Below are 16,926 nucleotides of genomic sequence, written 5' to 3'. Positions count from 1 at the left end.
ATGTAAAACATATATTAACCACACTCTGCCATAATTGCAAGTAATTGGAGCGCAAAGACTCCGACAAACAAAAACAGGGTGTGTGAGATATGTCCGTGGGATATTCGAAAGAATTCAATGACGCGACGCGTCCGGGGTTCAGCCCCGAGGCGGCGGAGGCTGCTATGCGTCGCCTGAAAGACGCCGAGGAAATCCAGGATCAGCAAGCTTTTCAGCGGCAGATTTCCGGTGCAGCGGCGGAGGCTGGTGAGATCGCCAGTGCGGCTGGCGCTCGTCGCCAAGCTGCCGATGCCACCGAGCGCGAAGAAAAAGAGCGAAAAGAGCGCGTGGATCGCGCCATCATTTTGGAGTCACTCGGCGACTTCGAAGCCAATCTTGAAGATCAGTATGGCCCATCCTTTGCCGAGAATCTTTTTGCGGAATTGTTCGAAGCCGAACTCATCGAAGCCGACGAGTATGCGACCATCATGGCGATTGAGGATGAGGACGAGCGCCGTATCGCCATCGCCGCCGCGATCCAACGTGGAATTGATGAAGGCCACATTGATCCAGATGACCTGGAAGGTCACCCGTGGGCGCAAGAATGGTTGAGCAGGCACCATGCCGAGGCTGCGCGCCGAGATCGCGAGGTTGAAATGGGTCTGAATGGGGAAATGTCGGCAGCGGAGATGAGTGCAGCCGCTCGCGATGAGGCTAAACACTCTAGCCTCGAAGACACGCCTGATCGTGAAAGCTCTTTTGAAGCAGCAACTGTGAACGCGGAGCAAGGCAACAGCATTGACAGTGCAGGAGCTAACTTTTTAGCTGGAAGAAGCTTGGGCTAACGATTGGTTCCTGGAGCTTGGTCCGCTTCGGCGACAAGAAGTCTACCAGCGGTTCGCGCTTCTGCGGCAACTCCGTCCAACATGTCTTCATCGAATGACGCGGTGATGCCCAGTGACTCATCAGACATGGTCAGCCCCGCAACATGGAATCTTACGCCAGTCCCGTTGGGTACGCGCTCGTGATGGACAAAGCACTCCGCCTGAACCCCGCGAGCACGAAGCTCGTTGACCAGCAGCGCACCAAGGTATTCTGGTGAGTTGTCACCTAGGTCGCGGCCCGCAAAAATAGATATGCCCACGTACCCAACGTGGTTCTGAGCGTAGGAGTGAGCACTGTAGGAGGCGTCAACTTCGCGACCTGTAGAGGTTCGCACGAGTGGCGCGCAATATTCTGTTGTCCGTGGCGCCATATCCGGCTCGCTGCGCGGACCTTCCGCGGCCAGCACAGGCGAAGTCGCGAGCCCAAAGGCCGCCACTGCTCCACCAATCGTTTTTGCTATTCTTCCTGTGCCGCTCATATCCAAAAATGAAATTCGTTTAAATATAGAGGCTTTATAGCAAGAATATTTCCAAATTGCAAGAATTGGTAACTTGCAATAGCAAAGTGCATAATTTTGTTTCTTTTTGATATAATTTAGTTTCTTTGTTGAACGGAATGCGTGAAACTGTTTTAATACTTGACGGAACTACAATTTATTTTACGCTGATCGAGGCTCAATCTGGCCTCCAGCGCGGGGCCCGACCACATCGAGCGGCGTAAAATCAGGACCTTCGGCATGGCTAAACAGTTTCACGCATTCTGTTTATCGCCCTCATGCCTGAGGAAGGAGACGCCGCAATGGTTCACCACAAGCCCGATCATGTTCGCATGTCGCTCTACACCGCACGGGGAGAGCGCAAGTATCTGTGCCGAAGCGAGCGCGAACGCTTCTACGATGCTCTTGATTGTTTGACCGACGCCAAGGATCGCACCTTTTGCGAGTTGATCTATTGGACGGGGTGCCGCCCCAGTGAGGCGTTGGCGCTGAACGCGATGAGTATTGATCTGGCTGACGGTGTAGTGGTGATCCGCAGCCTAAAGAAACGCGGCAGCCTCAAGGGGCGTCATTATCGCCCTGTCCCTGTGCCGCGTGCATTCCTTGATCGTTTGGAGATGGTCCACGATCTGCGCGCCGCACAGGCCCGTATGGATGGCGGGATCGGGCGAAGGCTCTGGCCGTTCAGCCGCACGACAGGATGGAAACGCATCAAGGATGTGATGGGCGCAGCTGGCATTGGCGGCATCAAAGCATCTGCCAAAGGCTTGCGGCATGGCTATGGCGTCCATGCGGCTCTTTCGAGTGTACCGGAGACCCGTATCAAGACCTGGCTCGGCCATTCTGATCTCGCCACCACCGGCATTTATCTGGACATGGCGGCGAATGAGGACCGCGAGATAGCCGAACGCATGTGGGCCTAGAACAACTCGCCCTGCCGCGAGGCTTCCACATAGTCTTTCCATGCTGGCTTCTCCGCCTCGGCATCCAGCCAGTCGACGACATGGGCAATGAGAGCGTCGCCGCGATTTTCCGCGCCGTGAAGATCAATAACCCCTCTATGATGGAAGTGGGAGCGGTAACCTGTTTCGGTGATCGGCAAAGGCTCCCGCTCTGGCTTGATCGAACGAATTTCTAAATGGGCGATCTCTTCCCAATAGCTGGCGACATAGCGGGCCTCGATCTCGATGCCGCGCCATGTGAAGCGGTAAATCTCGGCGTTCATCCTAGCAGCTCCCGAAGATGTGGATCTGCTCGAAGCCGGTTTCGATGACCAGAAGGTCGCAGATTTCCCAATCCCGCCCCATGGCCTCGTAGTCGATATAGGGGCGTAGCGCCTCGGGAATGTCGTGGGTGTTCTCGGTGGATTCCTTGGCGAAGTCGGCCAGCCGCGCATACTCCCCGAAATACCGTTCCTCGATGGCGGTGCGAGCCTCGTCCAGATCACTGCCGAAATGCTCGATCAGCTTGCCGCCCAGTGCGCCATGCTCGGCGATGAACCCCGCAAGCTCGGCTACGCTTTCGATGCCCTGATACTCGCTGATCGGTGCACCTTCGAACCCCTCATAGTCATGGATGGCCCATTCTTCGGCGTTCGGGATCGGTGAGGCGGCCAGCATCGCGGCGAACTCGGCCTGAATAGCTTCGGCATCCTGATCGGCATTCACCCACCGCCCATGCAGACGCCCGTTATTGTAGGCAGCCAGACACGCCACATAGATACGAATTTCGATTTTTTGCTCTCCCATTTTCAAATCTCCTTCGGGTAAGGGTTGCGCATGCAGCCCTGCTTCCGGTCGAGGATGGGTGTGCAAACGGAGGGAGAAATCGACGGCGGGCGCAGGGCCACAGGACCGAGCCTCGGGAGACCGTCTATTTTTGCCGAAGTGCGCTGAGGGCAAAGCCCTAAGCCTTTGCATCAGGGATCGTCACCCGGATGGGCCAAGACCCGCAGTGCGGGGCTTGGTGGCCATCGGCCATAGAGCCCGCCCGGATGCCAAAAACATACACTTGTATGCCTTGCGCAAAATCTGGACGGATGGGGGAATTCGCGATACCCAAAAACAAATCCCCAGAAGAGTATCCACAACGCGCCGGGCATTCCTCCCGAGCGCGTATTTTTGTGCGCCTAGCGTTTCAGCACCCCGAAAGCGGGTGCGTACGCGGCCTGCTCAAGAGGGGCATCCAACCAACGACTAGGAGCCCATCATGCCCGACCACAATCTCGACCCGATCAACAAATCACCGCCAGCCTTGGTTTTCGACGTATCGCGCTATCACCAACTGTTGGATGATCCCGACATCACGCTCCAAGAAAGCGAAGCATTTCTGAAGGCCATGTGGGATCTGTTGGTTTTGGTATTTGATTTCGGCCTTCGGGTTGAGTTCGCAGAAATCGATCCACAGGCGAGCCAAAAGCGCTCGAAAGAAATGGATGCTGCGATAGCCTCCATGGTATCATCAGAACATTCAGATTTATCTCAACAAAAACTGTCCGCGCAAGATTTGGAGGGCGCGGGGGAAGGGCGTCTTGATGGATCAATTTGATAGAGAAGATATTGAGTGGACCGCTCTTATCGTTTGCAGGGTATCCGACCGAAGCCAGTTACGGGGAGGGGGGCTGGATAGCCAGGAACATCGCTGTCGCAAGCACGCTGAGATCAACGGATACGATGTTGAGCGGGTCTTCTTCGAGAGCAAGTCTGGTGGCTTCCTGTTTACCGAGCGGCCGGCGATCAAGGCCATGTTGGCGCATCTGGATGCCAATCGGCACAGTGGCAAGAACTATGTCGCCATATTCGACGACCACAAACGCTTTGCGCGGGAGGCGGAATACCATCTGACCATGCGCCGCATGCTGCGTGAGCGACGAGTCCGAGTGGAGTTCTTGAACTTCTCGCTGGATGAGACCCCGGAAAACAGGTTCTCTGAAACGATGATCGCCGCGCAGGCCCAATTAGAGCGCGAGCAAAATCTTCGCCAGAATCGCGAGCGTCGTCGGGCCCGTCTTGAGCGTGGGTTTCATGTGACGCGAGCACCAATTGGCTACTGCTATGTGCCGTGCGCGCGCGGCGGCAAGATGCTGGTGCCTGATGAAGAAACCGCCCCAATCATTAGAGAAATATTGGAAGGATTTGCTTCCGGGCGCTTTACCTCGCAGGCTGAAGTGAAGCGGTACATGGAGACGCGTCCTGAACTGCCGATCAGCCGAAATCATCGCGGCGAGATCAGGCAGCAACGCGTCGTCCAGATCCTGCGTCACCACATCTATGCGGGCATGGTGGCTGCTCCCTATCTGGGGATTTCAATGCACCGAGGGCAGCACGAGCCATTGATAAGCTTTGAGACCCACCAAGCGATTTTAAAGCGCCTGAAAGACGGCACCTACGCGCCGGTCCGTGAGGATATCGCTGAGGACTTTGTATTGCGTGGCGCAGTGGCTTGCGGTTCGTGTCAGACCGCACTCACTGCCGGATGGTCGAAAGGCAAATACAAGCGTTACCCCTACTATCGGTGTCGCAATAAGGAATGCACCGACTATGGCAAGAACATCGCCCGACAGAAGCTCGAAGACGAGTTTGAACAGTTGGTGGAGGCGATCCAGCCCACGCGCATTGCTGCCCGTGTTGCGTTGCAGATGGCACGCGATATTTGGGATCAGCGTGTTGCGCAGTTTGAGGTGGCTGCGAGGCGCTTTTCAGACGAAGCTACCAAGCTTGAAGGAGAGATCGGCCGCCTGGTCGACTGCGTCCTGAATGCGAGCTCTCCGAGAGTTATTGCGGCTTACGAATCGCGCATTGAAGAGCTGGAGCGCAAAAAGCTTTTGGCGGAGGAAAGAGCGTCCAACAGCCCCACCATTGAAGGGCGCTTCGAAGAGTTGTTTGAACTCGCCCTGAAGGCGCTTACAAACCCTTTGAAAATATGGGATTCTGGGCTTTTCGGGGCTCGCAGAATGTTGCTCCGCATCTTGTTTGATGGGCATCTGCAGTATTGCCGGGAAAATGGATTTTCAACTCCAAAAACAACTAGTGTTTTCAATGCGTTGACTGGTTTTTCTGGGTCAAATGGGAAGATGGTGCCGCGAGAGAGAATTGAACTCTCGGCCTCACCCTTACCAAGGGTGCGCTCTACCACTGAGCTACCGCGGCGCCGGACGCTGTTCGCGTTTGGAAGACGGGCGTATACTCCATGCTTTGGCGTCCGCCAAGCCCGTCTTGACGCCAAGCGCAGTCTTGTGCAGGAGGTTTTGCATGACTGATAGCTCTGACACCGCCTCGCAAACCGCGAAAACCCCTGTGAAACCGGGCGATGCCTCGCCGGAGGGGCCGGGTGAAAAAAAAGCAGATACGGCAGGTCCGGCCACGGGCAGGCCTCACGGCAAGAAAACCGCGCCGGAACCGGGGAGCCGTGAAGCCCGGCTGGCGGAGGCCCTGCGCGCCAATCTGCGACGCCGCAAGGCTCCGCGCTCGGATGAGAGCGAACGCGATTAGTGCCGGCGACACGCCCGCTGTGGGCCTGAGCCGGGCCTGAGCTGGGTCTGACTCTGGCCGGACCCGGTCATTCTCGCGATTTGGGCGCAAACCCGACATCTTCTGGCCTGTTTTTTTCCGGAAACCGGCAGCGATACGGGCATGCACTTCCTAAATGCCTGTGTCAGTGTGCGGCGCAGACGGCGAGTCTGGGCCGTCCCATCGATTTTCTTCGTGCGTAAAGGACATCTCATGGACCGGATCCTCATCGAAGGCGGACATCGGCTGAACGGCTCCATCAGCATCAGCGGTGCGAAAAACTCCGCGCTCAAACTCCAGGCGGCGGCCCTGTTGACCGACCAGCCTGTCGAGCTGACAAATATGCCCCGGCTGGCGGATACGCGCTTCCTGGCGCATTTGCTGGCACGTCTGGGCGCTGAGGTCGAGGAGGGTCCGGGGCCGCGCATGAGTATTCATGCGGGCCGGATTGACGAGGCCTATGCGCCCTATGATCTGGTTCGCAAAATGCGCGCCTCTTTCAATGTTCTCGGTCCGCTGGTGGCGCGCGAGGGGCAGGCCCGTGTATCCTTGCCGGGCGGGTGTGCGATCGGCGCGCGACCGGTGGATCTTCACCTCAAGGCGCTTGAAGCGCTGGGGGCCCAGATCGAGCTGAGTGAAGGCTATGTCGAAGCCAAGGCGCCCCAGGGCGGACTGGTCGGCGGCGAGATCGAGCTGGCCTTTGCCTCTGTCGGCGCGACCGAACATGCCATGATGACCGCCACGCTCGCGCGCGGTGAGACCGTGATCGACAATGCCGCACGCGAACCGGAGATCGCGGACCTGGCCGAGTGTCTTGTCGCAATGGGCGCACAGATCGAGGGAGCCGGGACCTCCACCATCCGCATCCAGGGGCAAGCGCGCCTGGGCGGTGTGTCCTACCCGGTGGTGCCTGACCGGATCGAAACCGGAACCTATGCCATGGCGGTCGCGGCGACGGGGGGTGATGTTGTGCTGACACAGGTGCGTTATGACCACAACAAGGCGCTGTGGCGGGCTCTGAATGAGGCGGGCGTGACCGTCACGCAGGAGGGTGAGAATGTCCGGATCACACGCAATGGGTCGCGCCTGACCGCGGTGGACATCGAGACCCAGCCCTTTCCTGGCTTTGCAACAGACCTGCAGGCCCAGTTCATGGCACTGATGAGCCTGGCCGAGGGGGCCTCGGTGATCCGCGAGACGATTTTCGAGAATCGTTTCATGCACGCCCCGGAACTCACACGTCTGGGGGCGGATATCACCGTCAATGGCAATGAGGCCGTGGTGCGCGGTGTACCGACCCTGCGGGGTGCGCCGGTGATGGCCACGGATCTGCGGGCTTCGGTCTCGCTGGTCATTGCGGGTCTGGCGGCCGAAGGGCAAACCGAAGTGAACCGGGTCTATCACCTTGATCGCGGGTTTGAGCGTCTGGAAGCCAAGCTTGCGGGATGTGGTGCCCGGATCGAGCGCAAGAGCGAGTAAGCCTTCATATTGGGACAACACGGCGTACAGGATATTGAGACTTCCACCATGGCCAGACCTCCTTCTCCCCTGAAATTACAGGCCCATAACCGTGATGATGTGACGGTTCTCTCGGCCGCCCTGCAGGATGCGATCATTCGCCTGGGCGATATCGAGCATGACCGCAAGGCGCGCACGATCACCTTCGCTGCCAATCGTTATTGCTGGGAATGCGACACCGCCAAGCGCGGATGGCGGGTGAGGGCCGGGGTGCAGATCGCCGGCATCACCCAGGTGCAAAGCCGCAATATCCGGCAAGGGGCCAGCGATGCGGTGATCAATCTCCTGCAGATCCGTTTTGAGGGCGTCCAGACCGATGAGAGCCCTGAAGGCGAGCTGATCCTCGTCTTTTCCGGAGATGGGGAGTTGCGTATTGCAGTGGAATGCCTCGATATGGTGATGGCGGATGTGTCCGAACCCTGGCTGGCCAGCCAGGCGCCGGATCATGACGCCGACGAGGCCGGGACGACAGACTGAGAGGCGGGGTCACAATGACGGACTCACCCCATCGAATAGCGCGGATCAATCTGGAGCTGGGGCGTCCGGGCGTGGTCGATGTGAATGCAGACCATGAACGTCGTATCGCCGTGGCCGATCTGCTCGAGGCGAATTTTTTCCGTCCCGAGGATGCCGCTGACGGTCCGTTCTTTCTGCGCCTGGCGATCGAGGATGACCGGCTGGTGTTTGATGTGCGCGAGGATGACGATACGCCGGTGCGCGTGTTTGTGTTCTCGCTTGGACCACTGCGTCGCATCATCAAGGATTATTTCCTGATCTGTGAGAGCTATTATGAAGCCGTGCGGGATGCCTCGCTCCAGCAGATCGAGGCGATCGATATGGGCCGCCGGGGTGTGCACAATGAAGGCTCGACCCTGTTGCGCGAACGCCTGGCGGGCAAGATCGAGGTGGATTTTGATACGGCACGGCGCCTGTTTACCCTGATCTGCGCCTTGCATCGCCGGGCGGCACCATGAGCGCGGTGCCGTCCGTTCTCTTTGTCTGCGGCCGCAATGCAATCCGCTCACCCATGGCGGAGGCGTTGTGGATTCGCCATTTCGGTGCGGCTGCCGATGCCCGGTCGTGCGGTGTGATTCCCGCAGCATTTGTGGACCCTTTCATGATTTCGGTCATGTGGGAGGTGGATTGCGATCTGGAGGATTTCAGTCCGATTGCACTAGCCGGAATCGGCGAGCCCACACCGCAAATCGTGGTCTCGCTCTCGCCGGCTGCCGACCGCATGGCAAAAGCCTATGCTGATGAAAGCGATGCGGAATTTCTCGCCTGGCCTGCTCCGGACCCGTCCGGTGCCCAGGGCAATCGCGATCAGCGTCTCATGGCCTATCGCGAAAGCCGGGACGCGATCCAGGCGATGATCGAAAACTGGGAAAAAACCCGCTAACAGGCAAGACCCCTCGACTTTAAAGGGTGAGGCAGACTATATAGCGCCCTCCGGCGGAACCGCTGCCGGTGGCAGGCCGGGTTTCGCCCGTGTTTTGCCAGACCCAAAAGCCGCACAAGCAAGGCCTAAGAGGAGCTGCATGGCGAAGGAAGAGTTACTTGAGTTTCCCGGTGAAGTGTCGGAATTGCTGCCGAACGCAACATTCCGGGTAACGCTGGAGAACGGGCACGAGATCATTGCCCACACGGCAGGCAAGATGCGCAAAAACCGCATCCGCGTGCTGGCCGGCGACAAGGTATTGGTCGAAATGACCCCGTACGACCTGACCAAGGGTCGCATTACCTATCGCTTCAAATAGCGACACCGCCTGACATGGCCCTGTTCGCCATTTCCGGCGTCGCCGTGACGGGATGAGCGTCATGGCCGACACTCCACCGAGACAGACACCGCCGCGCCTGATCCTGGCCAGCGCCTCGCCGCGCCGCCAGCAGCTGCTTGCGGCGATCGGTCTGGTCCCGGATGCGATCGCACCGTCCGATATTGATGAAACCCCCATTGAGGGGGAGTTGGCCGGCCCGCTGGCCGAACGCCTCGCCGTGGAAAAAGCGCAGGCCTGTCCCGATCGCGCCGGATATGTGCTGGCTGCCGATACGGTTGTCTCGGTCGGGCGGCGGATATTGCCCAAGGCCGAAACACGAGCGGATGCTCGCATGTGTCTCGACCTTTTGTCCGGGCGCAATCATCGTGTCCATACCGGGCTGGCTGTGCGGGCGCCGAACGGGCAATGCGTGTCCAGACGCATCGAGACCCGGGTCAAGTTCAAACGCTTGTCAGACGCCGAGCGTGATCTGTATCTCGAGAGTGGCGACTGGCACGGCAAGGCCGGCGGGTATGGCATCCAGGGGCGGGCTGCCGCCTTTGTGATCCAGATCACCGGATCCTACCCGTCTGTGGTCGGGCTGCCCCTTTATGAAACGGCCAATCTCCTGGCCGGGCTGGGTTATCCGCTCCTGACCGCTCAGCGTGCAACGATTGAAAGCGACGCCTCATGAACCGTCAGATCATTGTCGAGGATACAGTCGGGGAAACCCGCGCCGGTGTGGTCGAGAATGGCCGCCTCGTTGAACTGCATGTCGAACGCTGGAGCGAGGTCGAAACCCGGGCCGTGGAAGGCGAGATCTATCGCGGCCGGGTAAGGGCCGTGGATACGGCGCTGAATGCGGCCTTCATCGATATCGGTGTCGGACCGGACGGATTTTTGCCCTTTGGCAAGGCCGGTCGCCCCAAAGGATTTCATGAAGGTGCGGCCATTGGCGTGAAAATCGTGCGCGAGGCGCAGGCTGAAAAAGGTCCTAATCTCGCGCGGGCCGAGGTGGACGAGGGCGAGGCGCCGGAATGCCTGACCCCTGCCGCCCCACTGGCCCAGCGCCTCGTGGCCTCGTTCGGCGATGCTGATGCCATCTGGAGTGATGAAAGCGCGATTGATCTGGCTGGTGCGTTCGAGGATGCCCTCCAGCCCCATGTGCCCATTCCCGGCGGTGGTTCGCTCTATATCGAACCCACGCGGGCGATGACGACGATTGATGTCGATGCCGATGGCCGCAAGGGGCAGGGCAATGCGCTCAAACTCGTTGAAAGCCTCAATGTTTCGGCGGCCAAGGAGGCGGCGCGTCAGGTGCGTCTGCGCGGTCTGGGCGGGATTGTCGCGATTGATTTTGTCCAGATGCGCCAGATCCCTCTGCGCAAGACGGTCGAACAGGCCCTGCGCGGCGGGTTTCGCGGTGACCGGGCAAAGGTGGATGTGGCGCCGCTCTCGCAATTCTGTGTCGGTGAACTGGCCCGTCAGAAACGCCAGCGCAGCCTGCGCGAGATCTATCTCGACGATACCGGCCGGTTCAGTGTCGAGACCTGCGCGATTGCGGCCTTGCGGCGGCTGGAAGCGGAAGGTCGCGCGGATCGTCGTCGTCGCCTCACCCTGGCCGTGTCGTCCGAGGTGGCGGACTGGCTGAACGCGGCCCAGATCGACTGGCGCGGAGCCTTGACCGAACGCCTGGGACCGCGATTTGAGATTGAAACCCACGCGGACTGGCCCCGCGATCGCTGTGAGGTGTCGACGTCATGAACACCCCCAAAAAACCGGCGTCCCCAAATCCTGTCGCCGCAAACCCTGATGGACTGACGGGCGGGCGCTGTCCGATCTGTCGCCAGCCGGGCCGCCAGGCCTGGAAGCCGTTCTGCTCGAAAACCTGTGCCGACAAGGATCTGGGCGCGTGGTTCAACGAGGACTATGCCATCGCCGGTGAACCGGCTGATCAGGCCGATGAAACACCCACCCGCGAGCAGGGCGAGGGGTAAGCCCTTTTGCGCGCTGACGCATCTGTCATCCGAGCTGCAAGAAGGTGTATGGGGGCGTGGACAGCCCCGCTGAGGATGCGTATACAACGCGCTCTCCGATGGCGGCGTCAGCCGCGACCGGCCCGGTGCCTGGGTAGCTCAGTTGGTAGAGCAGCGGATTGAAAATCCGCGTGTCGGCAGTTCGAGTCTGCCCCTAGGCACCACTTTCCTCATAAATTTTGATGGTTTGTGAGCTGGGACACTCCCGCGTGTCCGCCCGTCGTTCGTTTGTCCGATACCCGTCCGTTTCGGGTCCAGAACGCCTCCTAACCAAAACGAAACCATAAAATGGGATGTCTTTCGCAACCAGGAGGGCGGTGCGCTGTCACAAGACGACGTCTCGGCCATGAAACAGGGTGCGAAAAGGACGGTGTGGCGATGAGAACGGGATCGATCACGACAGGCGGCGGCGTGGCCCTGGGCGTATGGGGCGTGGCCCTTCTGTCCGGAGCCGCAGGAGCCCAGGTGGAGTTCCACCTCGATGGCCGGATCCGGTTTGAACAGGTGGATCAGGCCGGGATCTCGGACGAAGCCCAAGGGGTGACGGCGCGCCACCGGTTTGGTGTGAGCTCGCGTCTGTCAGACCGCTGGAGTGTCCTCGCGGAAGGTGAGCATGTCTTTGCGCTGGTGGATGATTTCAATGATACGATCAATGGACAGACCCGCTATCCGGTGATTGCCGATCCCGACGCGTTTGAACTCAATCGACTGCAGCTTGGCTTTTCCCATGATGCGGTATCAGCGACGCTGGGTCGCCAGCGCCTGGTGATTGCCGACAGCCGGTATGTTGGCAATGTGGGCTATCGGCAGAACGAGCAGACCTTTGATGCTGTGCGTGTGAGCGCACAGTTCCACGATCGTGTGACGCTGGACTACGCCTATCTCGATCGTGTGAACCGGATTTTCGGCCCGGACAGCGCGATGGGCGACTGGGAGCTGGACAGTCATCTTCTTGTGGCGAGTGCCGAGGTGCTGGGCGGTGAGGCCCGGGTGACCGGATTATTGTTTGACAATGAGGATGTGCCCGGACTGTCGAGCGAGACCTGGGCGGTCTATTGGGGCGCGTCGCGACCCCTGGGTGAGGGCGAGGTTCGCTATTTTGTCGAATACGCTCAGCAAGGTGACTATGCGGACAATCCGGCCGCGTTTGATCTGGACGCCCTGCGCGGCGAGGTCCGCTTCACCTCGGGCCGGTTTGGCGTGTGGGCCGGAGCCGAACAGCTCGAGGGCAATGGAAGCCGGGGATTTGCGACGCCGCTGGCCACGCTGCACAAATTCCAGGGTTTTGCGGATGCCTTCCTGACCACACCGGCCACGGGTCTGCAGGATGTGTATCTGGGTGGATCTGTCGGTCTGGGCGATGGATGGGGGCTGTCCGCTCCGCGTGTTCAACTGATCTGGCACGCGTTCGACGCGGAACAGGGCGGCGCAGATCTTGGTTCGGAACTGGACCTGGTGTTCACGGGGCGTCTGACGCAGACGGTCGGCCTGATGGTCAAATACGCCGACTATGACAGCGGTGATGCGGGGCCGGCCTCGCGGGAAAAACTGGCCATCATGCTCAATTACAGCTTCTGACGGGCTTAGCTGGGCGAGACGCCCTCCGGATTTACGGGCAGTCAGGTGTCGTGGGACAGCAGCCAGGCGAGAGCGTCCTCGCGATTGTCGAACAGGCGGATCTCGCGATAGGCCCCGCCAGCGGCCATGCGTTGCCACAGCTCCTGGAGCCCACCGGCAAGGCCGCGTTCAAAGACAGTCGCGCTGCGGACCCGCGCCATTTTCTTTTCGCTCGACTGCCAGCGCCGAAGATTGGCATCTGTTGTGGAGATATCAGGAAGCTGCAGGCCGGAGACATCGGCATCAGCCGAGAAGACCACCAGATGGTCGAACCGGGCATCCCAGCTGGGATCCCGTGCGGCCTGTAGCACAGCCGTCTGCATGCCTTCCAGGGTCACACGCCCCGACCAGCGCCATTCGACAACGCCGCGATCGAAGTGAAACTGAATCTGGGGAAGGTCAACCATCACGCATATCCCTATTCTGCGCACACTAAAACCGGGTTCCAGGCCGCGGACAAGCACATCACGTGCGATTAGGCATCAGGTTGCCGTTGAAAACTCACCTTTCGGGACGATCCGAACAACCACTGCGAGATGCCGCTTGCGTCACTAAAGCGAACGGTGTTCACTTTTCGCCTTTCAAAAGGGGATCCGAAGCCGTGGAGAGTGGAATGAGCGAATCGTCGACAGACACGCTGGACGTGCTGATTGTCGGGGCAGGCGTGTCCGGTATCGGCGCTGCACGCCATTTGCAGATGCGTTCACCACAGCAGAGTTTTGCGCTGATCGAAGCCCGCGAAGATCTGGGTGGGACCTGGGATCTGTTTCGCTATCCCGGGGTCCGGTCCGACAGCGACATGTATACGTTTGGCTATGCCTTCAAACCCTGGCTGCAAGGCAAGGTGTTTGCGGATGGTCCCAGTATCAAGGCCTATGTGCGCGAGGCGGCTGAAGAGGCCGGGATTGTCGAGAAAATCCGCTTTGGCTGCCGTATGGAGCGTCTCAACTGGTCCAGCGAGGAGAATGTCTGGACAGTAGATGTTCGCAATACATCGACCGGCGACACCGATCATATTCGGGCCCGGTTCGTGGTGTTGTGTTCCGGCTATTATCGGTATGACCAAGGCTACAAGCCGGACTTTCCCGGTGAGGGTGATTTCGAGGGGGATATCATCCACCCGCAATTGTGGCCCAAGGACTATGACTATACCGGCAAGCGGGTCGTAATCATCGGTTCAGGTGCGACGGCGGTGACCTTGCTGCCCTCCATGACCGAGACGGCCGAGCACGTAACCTTGTTGCAGCGTTCGCCGACCTATATTGCGCCGCGCCCCACAACGGACCCAGTGGCGGATGTGTTCCGCAAGATCCTGCCGGGCAAGATTGCGTACTCCCTGTCGCGGGCGAAAAACATCCTGATCTCCATCCTCTTTTTCCAGATCGCCCAGATCTGGCCCGACTGGGTGCGCAAGCAGGTCAAAACCTATATCCGCCAGGAATTGGGTGAGGAGTTTGATATCGATCGCCATTTTACGCCGAAATACAAACCCTGGGACGAGCGCTTCTGTGTGGCGCCGGACGGGGATTTCTTCAAGGCGCTGGCCACCGACAAGGCGGATATCGCCACGGATGATATCGAGACCTTCACGCGCAAGGGCATCCGGTTGAAATCGGGGGCGCATATCGATGCGGATCTGATCATTCCGGCGACCGGGCTGGACATGCAATTGGCGGGCGGCGCTGAAACACGTGTCGACGGGCGTCGGGTCATCGCCCGGGACTGTGTGAGCTATCGCGGCATGATGTTGTCGCAATTGCCCAATCTGGCGCTGGCCTTTGGTTATACCAATGCCTCCTGGACGCTGAAAATCGATCTGACCTGCGAGCGGGTCTGTCGCCTGCTCAACTATATGGATCGCGAGGGGTATGCGGCCTGCATGCCGGTGCCGCCGGAGAATCTTGAGACGCAACCCCTGTTGAATCTGTCATCGGGTTATATCAAGCGGGCGGAAAGCTGGCTGCCCCGACAAGGGTTCGAAGCGCCCTGGCGCACTTATCAAAACTATGTCCAGGACATGCTCACCATTCGCTATGGCCAGCTCGATGACGGGGCCTTGCACTTCTATCGCCCCGGCGAGCTCGCGCCTCCAACCGCTGCCCGTCCGGATGAGCGCGAGGCGGCCGAATAATGCCCGGTGTGTTTGAAGGGCGTGTGGCGGTTATCACCGGTGCCGCCAGCGGGATTGGCAAGGCACTGGCCGAAGCGCTGGCCGCGCGTGGGTGTGATCTGGCACTCGCCGACCTCAATGCGGACGGGCTTGAGGCTGTCGCTGGCGCGTTGCGCAGCAATGAACGCCGGGTCACCACGCATGTGCTCGATGTCGGAGACCGCGACCAGATCGTGGCGCTGGCTGATGCGGTTCAGTCGGATCACGGCGGGGCGGATCTGGTGTTCAACAATGCTGGAGTAGCCCTCGGCGGGCAGTTCGACGAGGTGGATGAGGCTGATTTCGACTGGCTCCTGGGGATTAATCTGATGGGTCCCATCCGCATGACCCGGGCCTTTCTGCCCCAGCTCAAGGCCAGTGGGGCGGGGCATTTGATCAATGTTTCCAGCATATTCGGTGTCGTCGCACCGGCGGGCCAGACTGCCTATAGTGCCAGCAAGTTTGGTCTGCGCGGGTTTTCCGATGCCCTTCGCCACGAGCTGGAGGGGACAGGCATTCATGTCACGACCGTTCATCCCGGCGGCGTGAAGACGTCTATCGCCCGAAGCGCGCGCATGCCGCGAGGCTCTGACCCGGAAGAGGTCGAAAAAGGCCTCAAACAGGCGGATAAACAATTGGTCATGCCGCCCCCTGAGGCCGCGCGCATTATTCTCGATGCGGTGGAGCGTAAATCGCCCCGTGTGCTGGTGGGGCGGGACGCCAAGGCCCTGGCCTTGCTCGAACGGGTCTTCCCGGCCACCTATTGGAAACGTTTGAGCGGATTTTTCCGACGCGCAGAGGATTGATCATCATGCTTGGATGGATTGTGCTGGCCGTCGGCCTGGTCGTGGTGGGCCTCATCGCGGGTCTGTTTCTCTTCTCCTCAAATCTTGCGCGCAAGGTGAATGCGGGCATGCCGCCTGCGGGCACGCTCCATGATGTGGAGGGCGGGCGCATCCATGCTGTTGAGAAGGGTGAGGGGCCGCCCGTGGTTTTGATCCACGGCCTGTTTGGCAATCTTCTCAATTTCAATTACGGCCTGATCGACGAGCTGGCCCGGTCCTATCATGTCATTGCACTGGACCGGCCGGGTTGTGGCTGGTCGGAGCGCGATAGTGATGCCCGTGCCCGCCTGCCGGAACAGGCGGCCATGATCGCACGGTATCTGGAAAAGCGGGGCGTGGGGCCGGCCCTGATCTGCGGTCACTCCCTGGGCGGAGCCCTGTCGTTGACCCTGGCGCTGAACCATCCCGAGCGTGTGGCCGGGCTGGCCATGGTGTCTCCGTTGACCGCCGAACAACCCACACCGCCCGATGTGTTCAAGCCGCTGCAGATCGCCAGTGGAACCGTGCGTCGCCTGGTCGCCCATACACTGGCCATGCCCATGTCGGTCCGGCGGGGAGATGCGACGCTGGATATCGTGTTCGGGCCTGAAACCGCCCCGGCGGATTTTCGTTCGCGGGGCGGCGGATACCTGACCCTGAGGCCGCGGGAGTTTGTCGCGGCGGCGACGGATCTCATGAGGGTGCCTGAAGACATGCCCGCGATCATCGCGCGTTATGGTGAGCTCGATCTGCCCATGGGCATGCTGTATGGCCTGTCTGATCGCGTGCTGGATGCGCATACCCATATCGCTGCGATCCAGGAGGTCCACCCTGGTCTTGATCTGGAGGTCCATGAGGCGGTCGGTCATATGCCGCTTGTGACCCAGGTCGACACGTGTCTGGCCTTTATTCGGCGTCAGGCCGACCGGGCGTTTGGCGAATAGCTCCATTTGCAAAATAATTGCGCCAGGTGCTGGACTTCTCCTCCTGAGTTGGACAGACTTCGCGCATGTTGACGCAAAGCGCATATTCCCTTGCAAAAGCCCGGACCCAGCCCGGTGTTGAGGCTTGTGCGCAGTGCATTCTCATTATCTCCACCCGATAACGGGCCGGATGACCGGTTCGGCGATGTCGGCCGAACCTCACCCGCCCAGGAC

General features: G+C 59.8%; 20 protein-coding genes, 2 tRNA genes and 1 pseudogene. 18 read left to right on the top strand and 5 right to left on the bottom strand.

Annotated elements, in window-relative coordinates; all coding sequences use genetic code 11:
• Positions 1-164 precede the first annotated feature (164 nt).
• Entirely contained in the window at positions 165-824 is a 660-nt protein-coding gene (locus tag RMQ97_RS13295; protein WP_413661378.1) for a hypothetical protein, read from the top strand.
• Here RMQ97_RS13295 and RMQ97_RS13290 read toward each other — a convergent pair.
• A complete protein-coding gene (locus tag RMQ97_RS13290; protein WP_413661377.1) occupies positions 821-952 on the bottom strand; it encodes a hypothetical protein in 132 nt (43 codons plus the stop codon). The two genes, RMQ97_RS13295 and RMQ97_RS13290, sit on opposite strands and share 4 nt — an antisense overlap.
• A 710-nt stretch (positions 953-1,662) precedes the next feature.
• Between RMQ97_RS13290 and RMQ97_RS13285 the strand changes: the two genes are divergently transcribed.
• A complete protein-coding gene (locus tag RMQ97_RS13285) occupies positions 1,663-2,283 on the top strand; it encodes a tyrosine-type recombinase/integrase (protein WP_413661376.1) in 621 nt (206 codons plus the stop codon).
• On the opposite strand, the gene RMQ97_RS13280 is transcribed toward RMQ97_RS13285, so the two are convergent.
• Both RMQ97_RS13280 and RMQ97_RS13275 read right to left on the bottom strand, forming a co-directional pair.
• Positions 2,280-2,585: a hypothetical protein gene (locus tag RMQ97_RS13280; RefSeq protein WP_413661375.1), complete on the bottom strand. Its 306-nt coding sequence runs from the start codon at positions 2,583-2,585 to the stop codon at positions 2,280-2,282. The two genes, RMQ97_RS13285 and RMQ97_RS13280, sit on opposite strands and share 4 nt — an antisense overlap.
• Position 2,586: 1 nt before the next feature.
• Complete coding sequence (locus tag RMQ97_RS13275; protein ID WP_413661374.1) at positions 2,587-3,108, bottom strand: antirestriction protein ArdA; 522 nt, start codon at positions 3,106-3,108, stop codon at positions 2,587-2,589.
• A 460-nt stretch (positions 3,109-3,568) separates the two neighbouring features.
• Here RMQ97_RS13275 and RMQ97_RS13270 point away from each other — a divergent pair, with 460 nt between their 5' ends.
• On the top strand, positions 3,569-3,907 hold the full coding sequence (locus RMQ97_RS13270) for a hypothetical protein (RefSeq protein ID WP_413661373.1): 339 nt from the start codon (positions 3,569-3,571) through the stop codon (positions 3,905-3,907).
• Positions 3,894-4,886, top strand: a pseudogene (locus tag RMQ97_RS13265) (recombinase family protein); the annotation flags it as partial. The gene RMQ97_RS13270 and the pseudogene RMQ97_RS13265, both read left to right, overlap by 14 nt.
• Before the next feature lie 547 nt (positions 4,887-5,433).
• Here RMQ97_RS13265 and RMQ97_RS13260 read toward each other — a convergent pair.
• Positions 5,434-5,508, bottom strand: a tRNA-Thr gene (locus RMQ97_RS13260).
• A 102-nt stretch (positions 5,509-5,610) separates the two neighbouring features.
• On the opposite strand from RMQ97_RS13260, the gene RMQ97_RS13255 reads away from it, so the two are divergent.
• From RMQ97_RS13255 to RMQ97_RS13205, 11 genes are all read left to right on the top strand, one after another.
• Positions 5,611-5,850: a hypothetical protein gene (locus tag RMQ97_RS13255; protein WP_413661372.1), complete on the top strand. Its 240-nt coding sequence runs from the start codon at positions 5,611-5,613 to the stop codon at positions 5,848-5,850.
• Positions 5,851-6,081: 231 nt separating this feature from the next.
• On the top strand, positions 6,082-7,347 hold the full coding sequence (murA, locus tag RMQ97_RS13250; RefSeq protein WP_413661371.1) for a UDP-N-acetylglucosamine 1-carboxyvinyltransferase: 1,266 nt from the start codon (positions 6,082-6,084) through the stop codon (positions 7,345-7,347).
• A 48-nt stretch (positions 7,348-7,395) separates the two neighbouring features.
• Positions 7,396-7,863, top strand: a complete 468-nt coding sequence (locus RMQ97_RS13245; protein WP_413661370.1) for a DUF2948 family protein — start codon at positions 7,396-7,398, stop codon at positions 7,861-7,863.
• Between the two features lie 14 nt (positions 7,864-7,877).
• Positions 7,878-8,360 carry a UPF0262 family protein gene (locus tag RMQ97_RS13240; RefSeq protein WP_413661369.1) on the top strand — a complete coding sequence of 161 codons (483 nt, stop codon included), beginning with the start codon at positions 7,878-7,880 and terminating at the stop codon, positions 8,358-8,360.
• Complete coding sequence (locus tag RMQ97_RS13235) at positions 8,357-8,785, top strand: low molecular weight phosphatase family protein (protein ID WP_413661368.1); 429 nt, start codon at positions 8,357-8,359, stop codon at positions 8,783-8,785. The genes RMQ97_RS13240 and RMQ97_RS13235 overlap by 4 nt, the downstream gene beginning before the upstream one ends.
• Before the next feature lie 139 nt (positions 8,786-8,924).
• Entirely contained in the window at positions 8,925-9,143 is a 219-nt protein-coding gene (infA, locus tag RMQ97_RS13230) for a translation initiation factor IF-1 (protein ID WP_413661367.1), read from the top strand.
• 61 nt (positions 9,144-9,204) lie between these two features.
• The gene (locus RMQ97_RS13225) at positions 9,205-9,837 is read left to right on the top strand and encodes a Maf family protein (protein WP_413661366.1); all 633 of its coding nucleotides are present in this window, start codon (positions 9,205-9,207) and stop codon (positions 9,835-9,837) included.
• The gene (locus RMQ97_RS13220; protein WP_413661365.1) at positions 9,834-10,907 is read left to right on the top strand and encodes a ribonuclease E/G; all 1,074 of its coding nucleotides are present in this window, start codon (positions 9,834-9,836) and stop codon (positions 10,905-10,907) included. Before RMQ97_RS13225 ends, RMQ97_RS13220 begins: the two co-directional genes overlap by 4 nt.
• The gene (locus tag RMQ97_RS13215; RefSeq protein ID WP_413661364.1) at positions 10,904-11,140 is read left to right on the top strand and encodes a DNA gyrase inhibitor YacG; all 237 of its coding nucleotides are present in this window, start codon (positions 10,904-10,906) and stop codon (positions 11,138-11,140) included. Before RMQ97_RS13220 ends, RMQ97_RS13215 begins: the two co-directional genes overlap by 4 nt.
• Positions 11,141-11,267: 127 nt before the next feature.
• Positions 11,268-11,343, top strand: a tRNA-Phe gene (locus tag RMQ97_RS13210).
• Between the two features lie 214 nt (positions 11,344-11,557).
• Positions 11,558-12,757, top strand: coding sequence for a hypothetical protein (locus RMQ97_RS13205; RefSeq protein ID WP_413661363.1), 1,200 nt, complete (start codon positions 11,558-11,560; stop codon positions 12,755-12,757).
• A gap of 41 nt (positions 12,758-12,798) precedes the next feature.
• Here RMQ97_RS13205 and RMQ97_RS13200 read toward each other — a convergent pair whose 3' ends face one another.
• Positions 12,799-13,203 carry a hypothetical protein gene (locus RMQ97_RS13200; protein WP_413661362.1) on the bottom strand — a complete coding sequence of 135 codons (405 nt, stop codon included), beginning with the start codon at positions 13,201-13,203 and terminating at the stop codon, positions 12,799-12,801.
• 206 nt (positions 13,204-13,409) lie between these two features.
• Between RMQ97_RS13200 and RMQ97_RS13195 the strand changes: the two genes are divergently transcribed.
• Genes RMQ97_RS13195 through RMQ97_RS13185 form a run of 3 tightly spaced genes read left to right on the top strand, consistent with a single transcriptional unit; the run spans position 13,410 to position 16,713 of the window.
• Entirely contained in the window at positions 13,410-14,927 is a 1,518-nt protein-coding gene (locus RMQ97_RS13195; protein WP_413661361.1) for a flavin-containing monooxygenase, read from the top strand.
• Positions 14,927-15,751, top strand: coding sequence for an SDR family NAD(P)-dependent oxidoreductase (locus RMQ97_RS13190; protein ID WP_413661360.1), 825 nt, complete (start codon positions 14,927-14,929; stop codon positions 15,749-15,751). Before RMQ97_RS13195 ends, RMQ97_RS13190 begins: the two co-directional genes overlap by 1 nt.
• Before the next feature lie 5 nt (positions 15,752-15,756).
• On the top strand, positions 15,757-16,713 hold the full coding sequence (locus RMQ97_RS13185; RefSeq protein ID WP_413661359.1) for an alpha/beta fold hydrolase: 957 nt from the start codon (positions 15,757-15,759) through the stop codon (positions 16,711-16,713).
• The last annotated feature ends 213 nt before the right edge of the window (positions 16,714-16,926 follow it).

The sequence above is a fragment of the Maricaulis sp. D1M11 genome (assembly GCF_047308265.1).
In the GTDB taxonomy this organism is placed as follows: Bacteria; Pseudomonadota; Alphaproteobacteria; order Caulobacterales; family Maricaulaceae; genus Maricaulis.
This window is presented reverse-complemented; position numbering and strand designations above follow the sequence as displayed.